Origin of the sequence: Pseudomonas sp. N040, from assembly GCF_015637705.1 — a bacterium.
Taxonomy (GTDB): domain Bacteria; phylum Pseudomonadota; class Gammaproteobacteria; order Pseudomonadales; family Pseudomonadaceae; genus Aquipseudomonas.
Map to the genome: position 1 here is coordinate 257552 of NZ_JADOBE010000002.1, position 19727 is coordinate 277278.

Below are 19727 nucleotides of genomic sequence, written 5' to 3' on the forward strand. Positions count from 1 at the left end.
CTTGGCCGATGCTTGCCGGCCCGAGCCGCCCGGCAACGCCCCCGCACAAAAGGATCAGAGCATGAGCGTTCGCAGCAGCATCCTGGAACTCCAGGACAGCATCAATCAGGCGGTGCTGGGGCAGGAGGCCGTGGTCCGGCAGATTGTCCTGGCCCTGCTGGCCAACGGCCATGTGCTATTGGAAAGCCTCCCGGGGCTGGCCAAGACCCGTACCGTGCGTGCCCTGGCTACGCATCTGCATGCGCAGATGAGCCGCATCCAGTTCACCCCCGACCTGCTGCCCTCGGACATCACCGGCACCGAAGTGCTGCACAGCGAGGGCGGCAATCACCTGATCCAGTTCCAGCCAGGCCCGCTGTTCGGCAACGTGATCCTCGCCGACGAGATCAACCGCGCGCCAGCCAAGGTACAAGCCGCATTGCTCGAAGCCATGGAAGAAAGGCAGATCACCGTCGCTGGCAAGAGCCACCTGCTGCCGGATCTGTTCATGGTGCTGGCGACGCAGAACCCGATCGAACAGGAAGGCACCTACCCGCTGCCCGAAGCGCAGATGGATCGCTTCCTGATGAAGATCCTCATGGACTACCCACAACCCGCTCAGGAAGCGGACGTGCTGCGCCTGCTGCGTGGCGAAGAAACGGCCAAGGCCAAACATGCTGCGAGCACTCCGGGACTGGTCCTGGAACAGCAGGTGCTGTTCGATGCGCGGCTGGAGCTGAGTGGCATCCATGTGTCTGCCGGCATCGACGGCTACATCATCGACCTGATCAACGCCACTCGCCATCCGGCCGCCTATGACGCCGAGCTGGTGCGCTGGATCCGCATCGGTGCCAGCCCGCGCGGGGCCATCAGCCTGGATCGCGCCGCCCGCGCCAATGCCTGGCTAGAAAGCCGCGAATTCGTCACCCCGGACGATATTCGCCAGGTCCTGCACCCGGTACTGCGCCATCGCCTGCAGCTGAGTTACGACGCGGTGGCCGACGGCATTACCGCCGATCAGGTACTCGACCGCCTGCTCGACAAGGTGGCCATTGCGGCCTGAGTGAGCGGCCATGCCCGAACTGAACGCACGTGTCACTGACGGACTGGTCTACACCTCGGTAGCCCGGTTGCTGCGCCTGGAGCAGCCGGCCCACCAGCTCAGTTTTACCAGCCGCCAGCCGCTGTCGAGCATTCTCGCCGGCCAGCACAACTCGCGCCTGCGCGGGCGCGGGCTGAACTTCGAAGAACTGCGCCGCTACCAGCCCGGCGATGACCTGCGGCATATCGACTGGCGTGTCAGCCTGCGCCAGGGCAAACCATTTATCCGCAGTTTCAGTGAAGAACGCGATCGCCCGGCATTGATCCTGGTCGACCAGCGCATGGACATGTTCTTCGGCTCGCAATACAGCCTTAAATCCTGCACTGCCGCAGAACTGGCTGCGTTGGCTGCCTGGATGGTCTTCCACAGTGGTGACCGGGTCGGCGGCCTGGTGTTCAACGACGAAAAGATCGAACGCATCGCCCCGCTGCGCAGTCGCCAGCGCATTGAACAATTGTGTGCCGCCATCGTCCGCCAGAACCATGCACTGGCCGCCGACAATCCGGCCCTCGACAGCAGCGCCCAGCTCGACAAGGTGCTGCGCGAGTGCCTGTCACTGGCCGGTCACGACCACCTGATCTGCATCATCAGCGACTTTGCCGGCACCACTCCCAATACCCTGAAATTGCTCCGCGAACTGGCTGCCCACAACGATGTGATTGCCCTGCAAGTGTATGACCCGCTGGCACTGAATATCCCGCAGAACGGCCAGTTGCTGATCACCCAGGGCGAATTGCAGGTCGAGCTGGCCGTAGGTCGTCGCCATGTCCATCAACCACTCAGCGCCTTCAGCAGTGGCCGTCTGCGTGATGTCGCCGAGTTGTTGCGGCGCAGCCAGATCCCGCTGCTGATGATCAGCACCGGCGAAGCGGCGTTGCCGCAGTTGCGCTTCGAACTCGGCAAGCTTGGCGGGACAAAACGATGAGTGCTGCCGCCAATATCTCCCAGCTGCAAGTCCTGCCCCTGCCAGAGCCGGTCAGCTATTTCCCGCAGACCTGGGGCTGGCTGGCACTCTTGCTGCTCCTGCTCGGTACGGCAGTGTTGTTTGGCGGCCGCGCGCTCTGGCGCTGGCGATGCAACCGCTACCGGCGCGCCGCGCTGACGCAGCTGGTGCAGTTGCAGGCCGCGCTGACCAGCAACACTGACCGCAGCCCCTTGCGTCAGCTGCCCGACTTGCTCAAGCGCACCGCCCTGTCGATCCCCGGTCAGGTCGGGGTCAGCAGTCTCGGCGGCTGTGACTGGCAGCGCTTCCTTGAACAGTGCTGCCCTGCCCCGCTGCCAGCGGATTTCAGCGCACAACTGGCGATGCTCAGCTACGCACCAGATGCCCAGCTGCAGGCCTTGTCCGAGCAACAGATCGCAGACTTGCTGGGCGTCAGCCGGCAATGGCTGGAGCAGCACCATGTGGCAGTTTGACTACCCCTGGTTGTTTGCCTTGCTGCCGTTGCCGCTGCTCGGCTGGCGCTATCTGCCTGCCTACAAGGAAGCGCGTCAGGCTTTGCGCACGCCGTTTTTCGGTGCCATGAGCCAGGCCCTCGGCATTGCCCCGCAGCAATCCGGGGTGCGTCAGAACCGCTGGCAACTGTCATTCAACCTGCTGGTCTGGGGCTTGCTGCTGATCGCCCTGGCCCGTCCGGTCTGGGTAGAACCGCCGCTGCAGCAGACCAAACCAACCCGTGACCTGCTGCTGGCCATCGACATCTCGCAGTCCATGGAAGCCAAGGATTATCTGGGTCAGGACGGCATCGCGGTGGACCGCCTGACAGCGGTAAAGCAGGTGGTGCAGACCTTTATCGACCAGCGGCCGGATGATCGTCTGGGGCTGATCCTGTTTGGCGGTGGCGCCTTCGCCCAGGCACCGCTGACTCTCGACCACGGCAGCCTGAAGCTGTTGCTCGACCAGGCCGGCATAGGCATGGCCGGCCCCAGCACGGCGATCGGCGACGCCATCGGACTGGGCATCAAGATGCTGGACAAGAGTGAGCAGCCGGACAAGACGCTGATTCTGCTCACCGACGGCAACGACAACCACAGCGTGATTCCGCCCGATCAGGCTGCTGCGCTGGCTGCCAGCAAACACATCCGCATCCATGCCATCGGCATTGGTGACCCGCAGGCCAGCGGCGAAAACCGTGTCGATGCCAAGGCGCTGGACAAGATCGCCAACGCCACCGGCGGGCGCAGCTTCATGGCCACTGACAGCTCCGCACTGGCCGGGGTCTATCAGACCCTCGACCAGATCACCCCGCATGAAGTGCAGCACCTGAGCTTCCAGCCCAAGCGCGACCTGTTTGTCTGGCCGCTGGGCGCCGGCCTGCTGTTGCTGACCCTTTATCACGGGCTGGCTGCCTTGCGCGGACGCCGGCACTCAAGGCCCCGCGTAGCTGCCAGCAGTGAGGCCGGCTGATGGAAATCGACCTCAACCAGCTGCACTTCATCCGCCCGCTGTGGCTGCTCCTGCTGTTGCCGGCGGCGCTGCTGCCGTGGGCCTGGCAACGCCAGCGCGGTGGCATGCAGCGCTTGCGCGCGGTGTTCGCCCCGCATCTGCTCAAGCATCTGGTCGTCAGACCTCAGGACCAGCAACGCCTGCGTCCGGTCTGGTTACTCGGTGCACTGCTGGCCCTCGGCGCCGTGACCGCCGCCGGACCGACCTGGGAACTCGATCGTCCGCCCTTTCTCGAAGACCAGGCGCCGCTGATCCTGGCCGTCGACCTGTCACCCTCGATGGATGCCGGCGACGTCGCCCCCAGCCGCCTGGAAGCCGTGCAAAACAAGTTGCGCGACCTGCTGCAGCGCCGCGCCGGGGCACGCACCGCATTGCTTGTGTATGCCGGGTCGGCGCATCTGGTCCTGCCACCCACCGATGACCCGGAACTGCTGGAAACCTATATCCAGGCCCTCTCCACCAACCTGCTCGACACCTCGGGCAAAAACGCGCTGGCTGCCACGGAAGAAGCCATACGCCTGCTTGCCGCGGAAAAAAGTCCGGGCACGCTGGTGTTGATCAGTGACGGCGCCGACACCAGCCAGCTGGATGCGCTGCGCCAGCAACTCAAAGCCTCGCCCGAGGATTTGCAAGTGCTGGTGCTGGCGGTCGGCAACCAGAGCGGCGGGCTGATCACCGACGCCAACGGCGCGCCGCGGCTGGACAGCAGCGGCAAGCCGATCATCAGCGAATTCGACAAGCCGGCGCTGGAGCAACTGGCCGATGCCGCCGATGCGCCGATCGGCAGCCTGACGCAGAACACCGATGATCTCGACTGGATCCAGTTGCATGCCCAGCAGCACTTCCGCGCCGCCAACCCGGACAACGCCGAGCTGCACTGGAAAGACATGGGCTACTGGTTGTGCTGGTTGTTGCTGCCGCTGGCCTGGCTGGGCATCCGCAAGGGCTGGAGCGTCAGCTGGATGCCGGCGCTGTGGCTGGCTGTCGGCCTCAGTCTGCCCTCCGGACAGGCACAGGCAGGCTGGCTGGCCGATGCGCTTTTCACCCCGGATCAACAGGGCCGCTGGTATTTCGAAGAGGAGAAGTTGCCGCTCGCCGCAGAGCATTTCAACGATCCCTACTGGAAAGGCCTGGCGGCCTACCAGGCAGCCGAATTCAATGACGCCCTGGCCAGCTTCGCGCGCATGGCCAACGGGCCGGCCGAGCAACGGCCGGTGGCCTATTTCTACATTGGCAACAGCCAGGCGCGCCTGCATCGCTATCCGCAAGCCATGACCGCCTACGCCGAAGCCCTGCGCCTGCAACCGGAGTTTCCCCAGGCGCGTTTCAACCTGGAGCTGGTCACTGAGCTGCAGCGACAGTTCGAGATCGACCAGCAGTACGCGCCCAAGGATGATGAAGGCACCGAGCAGTACGATGACAAGGGCGAGCCTGGCAAAGGCAAGGACGCGATGGTGACCGCGCCGAAGCCGACTGCCGCCGAGGTCTGGCTGCGTAACCTGAGCACCTCTCCGGCGGGCTTTCTGCGCAAGAAGTTCAAGCTGCAACAGGCAGCCGCCCAGCCGGCAGGAGGCACGCCATGAGGTATGTGCTGCTGCTCGTCACCCTGCTCGCCTGCATGAGCCACGCCCTGGCCGAACCGCTGGTGCGCGTGGACGCCCGGCTGCAACCCGCTGCGCCCTATCAGGTAGGCGGTACCCTGCGCCTCGAGGTTGATCTGCTGACCAGCACCTGGTTTACCCAGGCACCGCAACCGGCACCACTGGATCTGCCGGGAACACTGATCACCCCGCCCAATGGCCAGGCCGACAGCCTGACCCTGAACATCGATGGCTCCACCTGGTTCGGCCTGCGCCTGACTTACCTGATCAGCCCCACCGCGCCCGGCCAGTACGAAATCCCGGCACTGCCTTTCAGCCTCAATCTGGGTCAGGCAGCAGCGCCGATCAACGTCAGTACGCGCGCGCTGAGTTTTACCGTGAGCGGTGCAGCGGCTACAGGCACCCAAGGCAACCGGCTGGTGGCCAGCCAGGTACGCATGAGCCAGCAGGTTGAGCAGTCGGCTGATCCGCTCAAGGTCGGTGACCGCGTGACCCGGCGCATTCGTATTGAAGCCGATGGCGCACAGGCCATGCTGATACCCCCGGTCGGGTTCAGTGACATTCCCGGACTCAAGCGCTACCCGCAGCCACCCACGGTCGGCCCGCTGGGCAATGGTCGCGGCAGCATCGACGGTGGCGTCCGCATCGACAGCGTCAGCTATGTGGTTGAGCAAGCCGGGGATTACCGCCTTCCCGAACTCGAACTGAACTGGTCGGTTAGCCGCAGCCTGCGCGAGCAGACCAGCCAGGTGCCGGCAATCGAATTCGAAGCACGGCGCAGCGGCGACTACCAGTTGCCGTTCTCCCTCGAAGCCGATCTGGAAAAACTCGGGCGTGGCCGCCTGATCCACATTTCGCGGCCGCTGCTACTGGGCATCGGCAGCATTCTGCTGCTGGGCCTGATCGCCTACCTGGGACGCCAGCGCCTTCATGAAGCATGCACCCGGGTGCAAGGCTGGCGAAGCCGCCGGCAGGCCACCTGGCATGCCTCCGAGCGCTGTGCCTGGCGCGACCTGCAGCGCGCCCTGCGCAGGGGCCCCATGCCGCTGGCAGAGTTGTACCGCTGGCAATTGCGCAGCCAGGGTCACGCCGACCTGCAAGCACTGGCCAGGCAATTACCCGCGGCGGCCGCCACCTGTTTGCAGCAGGCGCTGACTGACCAGTACAGCGCGCAACATTGCGCACCGGTCGACCTGCAGGAGCTGCGCCACGGCTTGCAAAAGCTGCGCAAGCACCGCATTCGCCGCGCCCGTGCCGTGGCCAACGATTTTCAGTTACAGCCACTGCGGCCCTGGACTGCAGAGACGCCAGGCAGACCGGGGCATGACACCCACACCTGACCTGGACAACGGCACGATGAATGGCGGGAATGTCATTTGCGCTTTCCACCGTTCATTGCCACGCTCAGCCTGCTTTGTGAATTCAACAAGAACAAACCGGGTGCCCGCCACCCAATCACACGCCACCCTGGAGAATCTTCCGATGCCTCTCAAACGAAACTTGCTGCCCAGCCTGGCCCTAGTGGCCGCCTCCTGCCTGTCCCTCGCCGCGGCGGTCCAGGCCGCCGACAAGCCAAACATCCTGGTGATCTGGGGCGATGACATTGGTGTGCACAACATCAGCCTCTACAACCACGGCATTCAGGGTTTCCGCACGCCGAACATCGACCGCATCGGCCAGCAGGGTGCCTTGTTCACCGACGCCTATGGCGAGCAGTCCTGCACCGCCGGGCGCTCTGCGTTCATCCTCGGCCAACACCCGTTCCGCACCGGCCTGCTGACCGTCGGCTTTCCCGGCAGCGACCAGGGCATTCCGGACTGGGCGCCGACCATGGCCGACGCGCTGAAGGACCAGGGCTACACCACCGGGCAGTTCGGCAAGAACCACCTTGGCGACCAGGACAAGCACCTGCCCACCGCCCATGGCTTTGACGAGTTCTTCGGCAACCTCTACCACCTGAATGCCGAAGAAGAACCGGAAACCTACTACTACCCGAAAGACCCGGAATTCCTCAAAAAATATGGTCCGCGCGGGGTGATCCACTCCTTCGCCGACGGCAAGATCGAGGACACCGGCCCGCTGACCCGCCAGCGCATGGAGACTATCGACTCGGAAATCCTCGCCAACACCAAGAACTTCATGGAAAAGGCGGTCAAGGCCGACAAGCCGTTCTTCGTCTGGTTCAACAGCACGCGCATGCACGTCTGGACCCATCTGTCCAAGGAGTGGCAGGGCAAGACCGGCAAGGGCCTGTATCCGGACGGCATGGCCGAGCATGACGCCATGGTTGGCGAGCTGCTGGACAAGCTGGATGAGTTGAAAGTCGCCGACAACACCATCGTCATGTACAGCACCGACAACGGCGCCGAGAAGTTCACCTGGCCGGATGGCGGCACCAGTCCGTTCCATGGCGAGAAAGGCACCTCCTTCGAGGGCGGCCACCGTGTGCCGTTGCTGGTCAAGTGGCCGGGTGTGATCAAGCCGGGCACATTCTACAACGACATGATCGCGCACAACGACTGGATGCCGACCTTCGTTGCGGCTGCCGGCAACGACAACCTGGTGGCTGACCTGGCCAAGGGCACCAAGGTAAACGGCAAGGACTACCGCGTGCATCTGGACGGCTACAACTATCTGCCGTACTTCAAAGGTGAAGTACCGAAAGTACCGCGCGAGTCGTATTACTACTTTGGTCAGGGTGGCGAGCTCAATGCCGTGCGCTGGAACGACTTCAAGGTCAGTTTCGCTGCGGTCAACGGCGACATCGCCACCGGCACACGCACGGTGACCAACTGGGCAACCGTGACCAATCTGAAGGAAGATCCCTACGAAACCGCTCCCTACGAATCGCTCATGTACATGCGCTGGGCAGCCGACATGCTGTGGATCGGTGTACCGATTCGCAAGGAGCTGGAAGCCTTCATCAACACCTTCCCGCAGTACCCGTTCCAGGAAGGCCAGAGCATCAATCCGGCCAACTTCAACTACCAGACCTACAAGGCCTCGCAGATGGTCAAGCAGCTAGAAGGGGTCAAACCGCTGCTGGAGAAGATGAAATCCCTGAGCAACCTGACCAGCTGGGGCTCGAAGGGCGAGTAGCACGACAGCTGGCAACAGCATGAACAAGGGGGCGATGATCGCCCCCTTGTTCATTGCAACGCCGCAGGACGATTGCCTGCGCTTCGCGCTTCAGGCGCTGCGACTCTGGCGCTCCTCGCTCAGAAAACGCTCGACCTGCGCAACCGCGGCGTCCAGGCAACTGCGCATGACCCGCGGGTCGGGCATCATGTGCCGGTCGGAGACGAACGTCAGGCCGATGCGGTCGCAATAGGTGCTGGCGCTGAACATCAGCCCGCAGCCACTGTAGAGCGGCGGAATCCCGCTGAAACCAAGCAGGCGCGCGCCCATCAGATAAAGCGGCTTCTTCGAGCCGGACATCTCAGTGACGCCGCAGTTACCCGCCGACAGTACTTCCCGGTGAACACTGTTTTCACTGTTGGCATTCTTGCCCAGCCAGGCCATCAGCGGTGCCGGCAGGTTCTCGTAGAGCGAGCGCAGCCTGAAGCCGGTCAGTTCCTGTGACTCGATGCTGTGCACCTCGGGTTGCGTGAGGTAAATCGCCTGCAGCCGCGGCAGCGGAAAATCCATATCGGTATTCAGTGCAATCTGCGTGACGGCAATATTGTTGCCGATCAGGGCATGCCCGCCGGCGTTGCGCACATTCACGGCCAGCATGGCCTGCAGCGGCAGCTCGCCCAACTCGCCCAGACCTTGCAGGTAGGCACGCATGGCTTCGCCGCAAATGGCCAGGACCGCGTGGCTCACGGTTGCCCCGGGAACCAGCGCGGCATAGCGCTCGAGCAGGGCCAGATCGTAGAAGCCGCCCTCGAATACCCGCGAGGAGCTCAGCGGCGCAGCGAAACGCGTCGTCGGCGCACCCGAGACACTTTCGCCATCGACGGCCCGATGGGCCAGCCGGATCGCCAGGCCGGCTGCCACCTTGCCCAGGCTGCCCCAGTTGGTGATCAGTTGCGCAGCGAACTGGGCACTGCGCCGCGTGTTGTTGATCAGGCCACGCACAACCATTTGCGAAGGCGACGGCGCCAGCGCCAGCAGGTGTGAAACCTGTTGCTGCGAGGCTTCGTGCTGGCGCCTGTCCGGTTTGTGCAAGTGCAGGGACTGCATCAACTCCTGGGCGGTGAATTCATCCATGGCGCCGTGATGAACCTTGAGATAGAGGGCAAACGAGTTCGGCGGACAGCCCTCGACATTCTCCAGCCCTTCAATGACATACAGCTCCCAGAGGGGCCGACTGAGATCCAGCGGCCGCGAATGCAGGCGTGAAACCAGGATGCAGAACTGTCGCCAGTCGCCGGGTTTGGGCAAAGCCAGGTGACGCACATGAAAATCCAGATCGAACTTGCGGTCTTCCTCCCAGTAGGGGTAGTCAATATTGCCCGGGGTGCGTCTAATCTTCCGCCGGAAAACCGGTGCCGAGTTCAGCCGGTTGGAAATGTGCTGGCGGATCTGGGTAAAGCGCACCACGCCATCCCCCAGAGTCGACTGGTCATACAGGTAGATCAGGCTGATGTGGGTGGGACTTTCCGTTTTCTCCAGGAAGAGAAAGTTCGCGTCTTCACTGTCGACTTGGTAAACGGCCACTAGGCGGACTCCCGCAGGTTGACTTTGTGTCTCTTGGCAAATTTCACCGGGATCTTCTGCCGGATGAAATCGGCAGCCTTGCCCAGCGCATCGTGGCTCTCCGGCAGGAAAGCAAACGCCTGCCAGACATGCGGCACCTTGCGCCAGATATCCACCTTGACCTCGACCTGGTAGGTATGCCCGCGCCGCGCCATGCGCAGGCTGTCGTCGAGCAGCATCTCGGAGTCACTGACCTGCACATACAGGGGCGGCAAGTCGTGGTAATCGCCGAACAGCGGGGAAACCCCCGGATCATCAATGGCGTAATCACCCACGTAGAGCACCCGCGGATTGATCGCGCGTTGATGGGCAGCCGGCAAGGCCTTGTCGCTGGCCGCATTTTTCCAGCGCGAAGCTGCGCTGTCGCTGACGTCCAGCAGCGGTGAAAGCATGTAGGCGCAAGCCGGGGTGGGAAGCCTCGCATCCCGTATCGCCAGCAACAGCGACAGGGTCAGGCCGCCGCCGGCGGAATCACCGGCAATGACAATCTGTTCAGCGGCATAGCCTTTCCTGAGCAACCATTTGTACGCCAGCAGCGCATCGTCCAGACAGGCCGGGAATGGATGCTCGGGCGCCAGCCGGTAATAGGCCATCAGCGCCTTGGCGTCCGCCAGGCGGCACAAGCGGCTGACCATGCCCGTATGGGTGTTGGGCATGCGCAAGATGTACGCGCCACCCGGCAGGTAGAGGATCACCCGCCTCTTCGGCTTGTCGTCGTGGCAGACCCACTCTGCCTCGAAGGGCGCTCCCGGAATATTGACCTTCCTGCGCACAGTACCACCCGGAATAGCGAGCCGCCCCACCGTCAGATCCATCACTTTGACCATGCTCCGGACGCGGTCAACCGAACCGAGGAAACGAAACAACGGTTTCACGCTCAAGCTCAGTTGCAGGTTGAGCAGGTCGGTCTGCCAGCTTTGCATCATGCTCAGGTACTCCTGATGTACTGGTCGCGCAGCACCCGCTTGAGGATCTTGCCCGACGGGTTGCGCGGAATGCTTTCAACAAACAGGACTTTCTTCGGCAATTTGTAGCGCGCCAGCCTTTCCCCGCAGTAAGCAATGATCTCGGCGTCGTTGGTCTTGGTCTGGTCAGCCACCACAATGGCGCAGACAATTTCGCCCCACTTCTCGTCGGGCAGACCGATCACGGCCACTTCGCCAACCCCGGGTATCCCGATGATCACGCTCTCGATCTCGGCCGGATAGATGTTCTCGCCGCCGGAAATGATCATGTCCTTGATGCGGTCCTTGATGTACAGGTAGCCCTCGTCGTCGATCTCGCCAATATCGCCGGTGCGAAACCAGCCATTGTCGAAGGCCTCGCGGGTCGCGTCGGGGCGGTTCCAGTATTCCTTGAGCAGGAAATCCGAACGCAGCACCACCTCACCTTCGCCCTTCTCGCTGATCACGCCATGCTCGTCGCGTACGGCAAGATCGGCAAACATGCAGGCACGCCCGGCCGAGCCAACCTTGCGCAAGGCATCCTGGTTGAGCAGCAGGGTGCCGCCACCGCAGGACTCGGTCAGCGCGTAGCCTTGCACCACCTGCATGTTCTTCGCGGCGTAGATCTTGATCAGCGCCTCGGGCATCGGTGCGCCACCGGTGATGAAGTAGCGGAAATTCGGCGCATCCAGTTCGGCGAACTGCGGCACCTGACGCATGAAGTTGAGGATCGCCGGAACCGCGCCGCCAATCGATACGCGCTCATCGACGATCAGTTGCCAGACCTTCATCGGATCGAACTGCGGCATCGAGATCAGGCTGATGCCGCGCATGGCACAGAAGATCACCGTGGTCAGCGCTGCCACATGGAACATCGGCAGCGGCAGCAGTATGCGGTCCTCGTAGCGCACATCCACGGTCATTGACCAGGCGCTGGCGGCGGCATTCACCGAGTCATGGGTATGCACCACGCCCTTCGGATTGCCGGTGGTTCCGGAGGTGTACATGATGAAGACGTTGTCACTGCCGCCGGCAACCACCGTTGGTTCGCTGGCATCGGCCGCTTCCAGGCGGGCCTGCAGCGAGGTCGCCGCAACCCACTCGCGAACCGTGCACGGATGGCTGCTGCCGGCACGGATGGCCGCTACCGTCTCGGCAAAGACATCACCGTAGACCAGCACCGCGCTGCCGCTGTCGGACAGGATGAACTCCAGCTCCGCTGCCGTCAGCCGGGTATTCAGTGGTACGGCCACCGCGCCGATCTTCGCCGCCGCATAGAACAGGCAGCAGAACTCCAAGCTGTTGGGCATCAGCAGCGCGACGCGATCGCCTTTGCACACATCGAGCGTGCGCAGCACGCTGGCGCACTGGTTGACCCGCGCATTCATCTCCCGGTAATTGACGCGCACCCCGGTCGAAGGCTCGACATAGGCCTCCAGCTGGGGAGATACAGTTGCTCGCTGCTTGAGCATGACGCCGATATTTTTCATGTGGGTCTCCGACCTTCTTGGATTTGGAATTACGCACTTGCCTTGGATGAGCGGCGCGGGGCCTTTGCCTTTGGCCCTGAAACCTCAGTCTGCAGCATGCTCAAAGCCTGCTGGATCAGCGTGGTCAGGCGATAAGGGTCATGCACGGCTTCGGGCGCGGCGCCAACGGCCAGGCAGATGTCCTGGTTGACGCTGGCAAAGGTGATATTCAGCCCGGCACCGGGCGGCAAGATCGGCAGGCCATGGAAAGCCACCATGGGAGCGCCACCGAGATACAGCTGCTCAGCCGGGCCCTTCATGTTCGAGATCACCAGGTTGGCACTCGGCGCCTTGCCGAACAGTGGCAGCGTATCGATCAGCGCCAGACTGCCCATCAGCATCATGCTGTAAACCTGACGCACCGGCTTTTGCATGCCGCGGCCCTTGGCCTTGGCCGATTGCGTCGCGGCATTTATCTGCTGCAGACGCTGGCTGATCGCGGCTTCGGGCTGGCCCATGGCAATCAGCTCGATCGCCGCCTGGTTACCGCCGCTGCCGCCTGCCTCGTCACGCAGCGACATCGGCATCAGTGCAACCAGCGGTTTGCTGGTGTCGGCCTGATGTTCACGCAGGTAATCATGCAAGGCCTGATCGATCAGGGTCATGACCACATCATTGAGCGAAGTGCCGGTGGCCTTGGCGAGGGCTTTGACCTCATCCAGTGGCAGCTCGATGTTGGCGTAAACCCGGGCGGCCGATTTGGCGGTCTGGTTGAACAGGCTGCGCGGCGCCGTAAACGGCAGGGAAGCCCCTCTGGGCTTGAGATTGAGCGATTGCGCGCCGAGGCTGACCACTTCGCTGCCCATGCCGATCAGATCATTGGGCAGTTTGACCAGACGCTGGAACAGCGCCTGCACCTTTTCCATCTGCGAGGCAGTGGGCCGCACGCGGCGCGGCTTGTCGACCTTCTTCTCGGGCGCCATCCACGGTGCACCCAAACGCTTGTTGCGCGACGAATCGCTCAGCGCATTGCGCATCACCTGCAGGCCACCTTCGCCATCGATCAGCGCATGGTGCACGCGGATCATCACCGCGAAGCGATCACCCTGGATGCCGTCGATCACGTAGCACTCCCACAGCGGGTGGCCGCGATCGAGCAGGCTGGTATTGAGAAAGGAGATGGTCTCGTAAAACTGTTCCATGCTGCCCGGCGCTGGAATCGCGATATAGCGCACGTGGTAGCTCATGTCAGGCGTCACGGTTTCCCAGGCTGCGACCCCCTGCCCCAGCCACTTCAGCTTGCGATTGAACGGCGCAACGGCCTGGCTGTTGCGATACGCCTCGACCAGCTTCGGCACAAAGGTGGCCTTCTGCGCGGCGGGCTTGGTGAACATCATGAAGGCGGTCATGTGCATCCTGCGGGTAGCGTTTTCCAGCAGCAGGAAAGACAGGTCCAGCGGGTTTATCCTGATCATGCGACGGTCTCCGCAGGCATGCAGTTGTGGTCGACCAGAGCTTCCAGTGCTTCAAGCTCTGCGACAAAGTAGTTGAACAGTACCCAGCCATCGGCGAGCACCGCAGGGTCCGTGAGGATGCACAGATTGGCTTTGCCGGCATAACTCCAGAGGGTCATGTTGAGCGCCGTGCCGTCCATGATCATGCCGGTGGAAAACCAGTTCTCTACCTTCCACTTATCCAGGAACAGCGGCTCTCTGGGGCCGGGTACATTGGACAAGCCCACGTTGCCGAAGAAACCGATGGCGCCCTGTTTTTTCTTGATCAGGTAACGTGTCAGGTTGATAGCCCAGTTCGGCAGAATGTTCATCAGGGCATTGATGTCGGCACCGGCCGCCTTGACCTCGGCCATGTGTTCCTTCATCGCGTCGTTTGCTTCTTGAGTCGCCAGCAAGCGCTTGAGCGGATCGGCAATATCAGAGCGCAACCAACAGAAATCGGCCGAGGCGAAATTGCCCAGGCCCTCCATGCCTTCCGGGCGCTCCCCGGCGAACGGCGTACCGGCGATCAGCGGACGCTGATTGGCATCGAAGTTTTTCGAGAGCAACAAATGGCGGACCGCACCCGCTGAGCAGGCGACGAAGACATCATTGATAGTCACCTTGAAATGCTTGCTGACGGCCTGCAGCCTGCTGAACGGAATGCTTTCGCAGACAAAGGTGCGGCCCGCACTGAGCACCACATTGATGGGCGTCTTGTGCATCTGTGTAAAGTTGGGATGGGCCGGCTTGCCGGAAAGCCTGATGCTCCGTTCAAGCGCCCGCTTCTGCCGCAAACCACTGACCACCCTGGGCAGATTGCTGAACATGAAACCCGGCAGATCACGCAGAGAAGTGGCAAAACGGCGCAGCCAGGATGGATAAGGCTCGGGATTCCAGGCTGGAATATGCTTCAGGTGATCCGCCGGCAGGGGCCGGTAGAACTGCTTCAGCATCCAGCCGGCACCGACACCATCCACATAGGCATGGTGCACGATCATCACCAGCGCCACCTTGCCGCCCTCCAGGCCCTCGACCACCCATTGCATCCACAGCGGGCGATCACGGTCCAGCTTGTAGGCGTAGACCTGCGACATGAATTGGCAAAGGGCCTTGTGGTCCCCGGGAGATGGGCAGGCGACTCGGCGCAGGTGGTAAGCCAGATTGAAATCCGGGTCCTCGACCCAGTAGGGATGCCCCAGCCCCAGCGGCGCAGGCGCGTACTTCCAACGGAACAGCGGGACCAGATGTACCCGGCTTTCGATATCCCGTGCGTACTTCTCGAAAGACCAGCCGTCCGGGTCCGTGCTCGGATCGATGATGGCGATCTTGAAGGTATGCATGTAGACCCGCGACGTTTCCATCCCGAGCATGAATGCATCTGCCCCACTCATCCTTTTCATGCGTGCACCTCGTACGGATTGCGGCTCAGTCTCTATGCAGAATGGCGGATCCACAGTACGGCACTTGCCAATCCGAAGCACCCTGGCAAGGGTACTGCCGTGCGGCATGTGCCCAGCAGCTCGCCCTGCACTCGGAACCTGGCTTCCATCTGCCGGAAAAGACCCTGGACAGAGCAGTTAGTCTAGCTGCCCATGCACGCCCAGGCAGCACTTCCGGCCGATTCGTTGTGAAACCGCGACCAGCCCGACACCGCAGACCCTGTGAAAACCCCGCGAGCGAAGGTCAGGCAAGGCGAAAACAGGCAAAAAAGCGCAGTTTACGCGGTGAAAATGAGCCTTTTGGGCCTGCTTTGAACGCCGCATAGTCAAGCACAGCAGTTTTTGCACAGCCTGACCGGCGACCTTCGCACGCCCAATGGCTGCAGGTTAAGGCCAAACATGTAATCAGTTCAAATTTAAACTCTTGCTGGCCACGGGTGGCGACCGCTGCGCAAGCAACCTGCGGCGACCGGAAGGGAGAACCAGGCTCAACTCCACGACCAGGAGCGTGGCGCGCCAGGACCGACGACTCATGACGCCTGGGGCAACTGCCGCGTGAACGAAAAAGCCCCGAACGAGTCGGGGCTTTTTGTATATGGCGGTGAAGAAGGGATTCGAACCCTTGATACGATTTCTCGTATACACACTTTCCAGGCGTGCTCCTTCAACCGCTCGGACACTTCACCGGTGCTCGCCGGACCGCAGTCCTTCGAGGCGCGCCAATTTAGCCGAAAGGCCTGCCGAAGGCAAAAGGTTTTTACAGCAGATTCATGCTGTTATGCCGCGAATTGGGCAGAATCGCAGGCTGCCCTGACAAACCAGGCCGGCACCCCGTCGGAAACCTTTACCGCATGCCGGGGCTTGCGTATGGTCAGCGCCACTTCAACTTGAGGAACTCTGCCATGACTGATCTGGTCGCCTATCAACTCGAAGACGGTATCGCCACCCTGACCCTGTGCAACGGCAAGGTCAACGCGGTTTCCCCGGACGTGATCGCCGCTTTCAATGCCGCGCTGGATCGCGCGGAACAGGATCGTGCAGTGGTGATCATCACCGGCCAGCCGGGCATCCTGTCCGGCGGCTATGACCTCAAGGTCATGACTTCCGGTCCGGCCAACGCGATTGCGCTGGTGACGGCCGGTTCGACCCTGGCGCGGCGCATGCTCGCCCACCCGTTCCCGATTATCGTGGCCTGCCCGGGCCATGCCGTTGCCAAGGGCGCATTCATCCTGCTCTCGGCGGACTACCGCATCGGCGTCGATGGGCCGTTCAGCATCGGCCTGAATGAAGTACAGATCGGCATCACCATGCACCATGTGGGTATCGAGCTGGCGCGCGACCGGTTGCGCAAGACGGCCTTCCAGCGCACGGTGATCAACGGCGAGATGTTCAACCCGCAGGCGGCGCTGGAAGCCGGCTTCCTCGACAAGGTGGTTGCCGTCGAGGAACTGCAGGCTGCGGCCCTGGCTGCCGCCCAGCAACTGAAGAAGATCAACATGACCGCCCACCGCAACACCAAGCTGAAAGTGCGCCAGGCCCTGCTGGATAACCTCGATAAGTTCATCCAGCTGGATAGCCAGGGCACGCTCTAGTTTTCCCGCGGCCATCAACGAACAAGCCCGGCAGTGCCGGGCTTGTTCGTTTCACGGGGCTGGCCGATCACGCCGCACAGCTGACACTCGTGCTGGCGCTGTCGACCTGACGACTACTGGTCAGTGGAGCCATCGGTACCGGAATCACCATCATCGGTGCCGTCGTCGCCATCATCCGAGTCGTCGTCACCATCGGTAGCGCCGTCATCGTCGCTGTCGTCATCGCCGTCAGTGGCACCGTCATCGCCACTGTCGTCGCCGTCGGTCGCGCCGTCGTCACCGCTGTCGTCATCACCATCGGTAGCGCCGTCATCCGTGTCGTCATCATCGTCCGTTTGTGCGTGCAGGCCATAAGCCCGATCAGCCGCCGGGGTGGTACCCACCACCGCCGCCGCCTTGGCGGTGCCGCTCAGGCCTTCGGTATGCGCCGCTGCGGACGTAGCCTGGCCATGACCGGGGCCATCTTCGTCACCCGCAGAATGGCCGGGAGCATCACCAGAGCGACCGGAAGTACCGCCGTCATCGCCGCCGTGCCCGGAGTTGCCGCCCTCGCCACCATGGCCACCACCCTGGCCACCGCCATTGCCACCGTGGCCGCCACCATCGCCGCCATTTCCGCCACCGCCGCCGTTACCACCGCCACCGCCGCCACCGCCACCACCACCACCACCACCACCACCACCACCGCCGTCACGGGCGAAGGCGCTGGACGAGCCGACGACGTCGGCCGGTATCAGGGTCAGGGCATTGCTCAGGGTTGCCGCAATCGCAATTGCCAGCAGGGTTCTATGCATGTTCATGTGAATTACCTCATGTGAAAGGCAGCCTTACCGCAGCACCTTTTTGCAGAATAGTTCTTGGGCGACTGAATGGTCATAAAGCTGACAACTGGTCGCCAATCGATTAGGCACTCTGCCGCCTGGATTAGCCAGCGGCCGCGCGCGTGGCTGAGCGGATTTGTGACCCATGGCTACAAAGCAGGTTGATCTGGTTTGCATCTGCCGGAAGGCATGCGCTTGAGGCCGGTTTGTGCTGCACAGTGAACACCCGTAAACTGCGCGCCCCTTTGCCGCGAGCCAGCCCATGCTGTTTATCCTGCGTATGTTCCTGATGGGGCTGCTGTTCGTCATCGCCGGCGTGCTCGGCCTGCTTCTCGGCCTCTGCCGCCCGTTCAATCCGGACAACAGCCGGATCTGCGCCCGCCTCTACTCCCTGCCCGCGCTGTTCATCCTGCGCCTGAAACTGGATGCCGACGTCCAGGGCCTGCTGGAGCACCAGCGCTCCTGCGTGATCATTGCCAATCACCAGTCCAACTACGACCTGTTCGTGGTCGGCAGCGTGGTGCCGCGGCGCACCGTGAGCATCGGCAAGCAGAGCCTGAAATGGGTGCCGTTCTTCGGCCAGTTGTACTGGCTAGCCGGCAATGTGCTGATCGACCGCGGCAATGCGCAACAGGCCAGGCAGGCCATGCTCACCACCAGCGAAACCCTGCAGCAGCAGGACACCTCGATCTGGGTCTTCCCCGAAGGTACGCGCAACCTCGGCAAGGGCTTGCTGCCATTCAAGAAAGGCGCGTTCCAGATGGCGATTGCCGCCGGTGTACCGATCATCCCGGTGTGCGTCAGCAACTATGCGCAGGCGATGCGCCTGAACAGCTGGAATGCCGGCGGCGTGATGATCCGTTCGCTGCCGGAGATTTCCACCCGGGGCCTGACCCTGGCCGACATGCCGCAACTGATGGAGCGCTGCCAGGCGCAGATGCAAACCTGCATCGAGCAGCTGGACCGGCAACTGGCCGGCGCCTGAGCGACACGACCGGCCGCTGCGGTGTTTTCCCGCCAGCCGAACGCAGTGGTAGCATGCGCGCCCCATGCGCATCTTCGACGTTAACCAGCAGCTTGCCGAACTCGGCGCCAAACCCCTGCATATCGGGCGGATCAGCCGTGCCTGGCTGCGCGGCCTGCCGCTGGATACCGGCACGCGCCACCAGCAGGCCGAGAACTTCCTGCCACTGAGCGTGCGCAATGGCCTGCCGGCGCTAACCGGGCAACTCGACGCACTGTTGCGCCTGCGCTCGGAACACCCGGCCGGCGACGGCTCGGCGCGCCTGCTGGTCGAACTGGCCGACGGCCAGATGGTCGAGAGCGTGCTGTTGCCACGTGGCGGCCTCTGCGTGTCCTCGCAGGTGGGCTGCGCGGTGGGTTGCGTGTTCTGCATGACCGGCAAGAGCGGCCTGCTGCGCCAGCTGGGCAGCGCCGAGATCGTCGCCCAGGTCGCCCTCGCCCGGCGCTTCCGCCCGGTGAAGAAAGTCGTGTTCATGGGCATGGGCGAACCGGCGCACAACCTCGACAACGTGCTGGAGGCCATCGACCTGCTCGGCACCGAGGGCGGCATCGGCCAGAAGAACCTGGTGTTTTCCACCGTCGGCGACCCGCGGGTGTTCGAGCGCCTGCCGCAGCAACGGGTCAAGCCGGCCCTGGCCCTGTCGCTGCACACCAGCAATGCCGAACTGCGCCAGCAGCTGTTGCCACGCGCGCCGCGCATCGACCCGGAAGAACTGATGGAACTGGGCGAGGCCTATGCCCGTGCGGTGGATTACCCGATCCAGTACCAGTGGACGCTGCTAGCCGGGATCAACGACAGTCAGGAAGAAATGGACGGCATCCTGCGCCTGTTCAAGGGCAAGTACGCGGTACTCAACCTGATTCCCTACAACAGCCTGGAAGCCGACGAATTCCAGCGCCCGGCGGGTGAGCGCATCGTGCAAATGGTGCGCTACCTGCACAGCCGCGGGGTGCTGACCAAGGTACGCAACTCCGCCGGCCAGGACATCGACGGCGGCTGCGGGCAGCTGCGGGCCCGCGCCGTGGAGCTGGTCAATACCAGCCGGTTGCGGCGACCGCAGGGCTAGTTCACCTGCGCTCCTCGCCCGCATCGGGCCAGGAGCGAACAAGAACA

The 19727-nt window shown here is 62.9% G+C and carries 16 protein-coding genes and 1 tRNA gene; 10 read left to right on the top strand and 7 right to left on the bottom strand.

Annotated features, from left to right (window positions below; translation table 11 throughout):
- Positions 1–61: 61 nt before the first annotated feature.
- The 7 genes from ISX93_RS04060 (at position 62) to ISX93_RS04090 (ending at position 8227) form a co-directional block, all read left to right on the top strand.
- Complete coding sequence (locus ISX93_RS04060; RefSeq protein WP_195777429.1) at positions 62–1042, top strand: AAA family ATPase; 981 nt, start codon at positions 62–64, stop codon at positions 1040–1042.
- 10 nt (positions 1043–1052) lie between these two features.
- The gene (locus ISX93_RS04065; RefSeq protein ID WP_195777430.1) at positions 1053–2006 is read left to right on the top strand and encodes a DUF58 domain-containing protein; all 954 of its coding nucleotides are present in this window, start codon (positions 1053–1055) and stop codon (positions 2004–2006) included.
- Entirely contained in the window at positions 2003–2497 is a 495-nt protein-coding gene (locus ISX93_RS04070) for a DUF4381 domain-containing protein (protein WP_195777431.1), read from the top strand. The genes ISX93_RS04065 and ISX93_RS04070 overlap by 4 nt, the downstream gene beginning before the upstream one ends.
- Positions 2484–3488 (top strand): vWA domain-containing protein, encoded by a 1005-nt coding sequence (locus ISX93_RS04075; RefSeq protein ID WP_195777432.1) that lies wholly within the window; start codon positions 2484–2486, stop codon positions 3486–3488. The genes ISX93_RS04070 and ISX93_RS04075 overlap by 14 nt, the downstream gene beginning before the upstream one ends.
- Positions 3488–5110, top strand: a complete 1623-nt coding sequence (locus ISX93_RS04080) for a vWA domain-containing protein (RefSeq protein WP_195777433.1) — start codon at positions 3488–3490, stop codon at positions 5108–5110. The genes ISX93_RS04075 and ISX93_RS04080 overlap by 1 nt, the downstream gene beginning before the upstream one ends.
- Positions 5107–6468, top strand: a complete 1362-nt coding sequence (locus ISX93_RS04085) for a BatD family protein (RefSeq protein ID WP_195777434.1) — start codon at positions 5107–5109, stop codon at positions 6466–6468. The genes ISX93_RS04080 and ISX93_RS04085 overlap by 4 nt, the downstream gene beginning before the upstream one ends.
- 142 nt (positions 6469–6610) lie before the next feature.
- The gene (locus ISX93_RS04090; protein ID WP_195777435.1) at positions 6611–8227 is read left to right on the top strand and encodes an arylsulfatase; all 1617 of its coding nucleotides are present in this window, start codon (positions 6611–6613) and stop codon (positions 8225–8227) included.
- A 90-nt stretch (positions 8228–8317) separates the two neighbouring features.
- Here the strand turns inward: ISX93_RS04090 and ISX93_RS17285 are convergent, their stop codons facing one another.
- The 6 genes from ISX93_RS17285 to ISX93_RS04120 form a co-directional block, all read right to left on the bottom strand.
- The gene (locus ISX93_RS17285; protein ID WP_195777436.1) at positions 8318–9790 is read right to left on the bottom strand and encodes a wax ester/triacylglycerol synthase domain-containing protein; all 1473 of its coding nucleotides are present in this window, start codon (positions 9788–9790) and stop codon (positions 8318–8320) included.
- Positions 9790–10755, bottom strand: a complete 966-nt coding sequence (locus ISX93_RS04100) for an alpha/beta hydrolase (RefSeq protein WP_195777437.1) — start codon at positions 10753–10755, stop codon at positions 9790–9792. Before ISX93_RS04100 ends, ISX93_RS17285 begins: the two co-directional genes overlap by 1 nt.
- A 2-nt stretch (positions 10756–10757) precedes the next feature.
- The gene (locus ISX93_RS04105; protein ID WP_195777438.1) at positions 10758–12263 is read right to left on the bottom strand and encodes an acyl-CoA synthetase; all 1506 of its coding nucleotides are present in this window, start codon (positions 12261–12263) and stop codon (positions 10758–10760) included.
- 29 nt (positions 12264–12292) lie between these two features.
- Positions 12293–13717, bottom strand: coding sequence for a wax ester/triacylglycerol synthase family O-acyltransferase (locus tag ISX93_RS04110; protein ID WP_195777439.1), 1425 nt, complete (start codon positions 13715–13717; stop codon positions 12293–12295).
- Entirely contained in the window at positions 13714–15246 is a 1533-nt protein-coding gene (locus ISX93_RS04115; RefSeq protein ID WP_195777440.1) for a wax ester/triacylglycerol synthase family O-acyltransferase, read from the bottom strand. Before ISX93_RS04115 ends, ISX93_RS04110 begins: the two co-directional genes overlap by 4 nt.
- Before the next feature lie 527 nt (positions 15247–15773).
- Positions 15774–15863, bottom strand: a tRNA-Ser gene (locus tag ISX93_RS04120).
- Positions 15864–16079: 216 nt separating this feature from the next.
- Here ISX93_RS04120 and ISX93_RS04125 point away from each other — a divergent pair.
- On the top strand, positions 16080–16769 hold the full coding sequence (locus tag ISX93_RS04125; protein WP_195777441.1) for a crotonase/enoyl-CoA hydratase family protein: 690 nt from the start codon (positions 16080–16082) through the stop codon (positions 16767–16769).
- A gap of 113 nt (positions 16770–16882) precedes the next feature.
- On the opposite strand, the gene ISX93_RS04130 is transcribed toward ISX93_RS04125, so the two are convergent.
- Positions 16883–17569, bottom strand: a complete 687-nt coding sequence (locus ISX93_RS04130) for a hypothetical protein (RefSeq protein WP_195777442.1) — start codon at positions 17567–17569, stop codon at positions 16883–16885.
- Positions 17570–17852: 283 nt separating this feature from the next.
- Between ISX93_RS04130 and ISX93_RS04135 the strand changes: the two genes are divergently transcribed.
- On the top strand, positions 17853–18575 hold the full coding sequence (locus ISX93_RS04135; protein WP_195777443.1) for a lysophospholipid acyltransferase family protein: 723 nt from the start codon (positions 17853–17855) through the stop codon (positions 18573–18575).
- Between the two features lie 64 nt (positions 18576–18639).
- Positions 18640–19680: an RNA methyltransferase gene (locus ISX93_RS04140; protein ID WP_195777444.1), complete on the top strand. Its 1041-nt coding sequence runs from the start codon at positions 18640–18642 to the stop codon at positions 19678–19680.
- Positions 19681–19727: the final 47 nt, after the last annotated feature.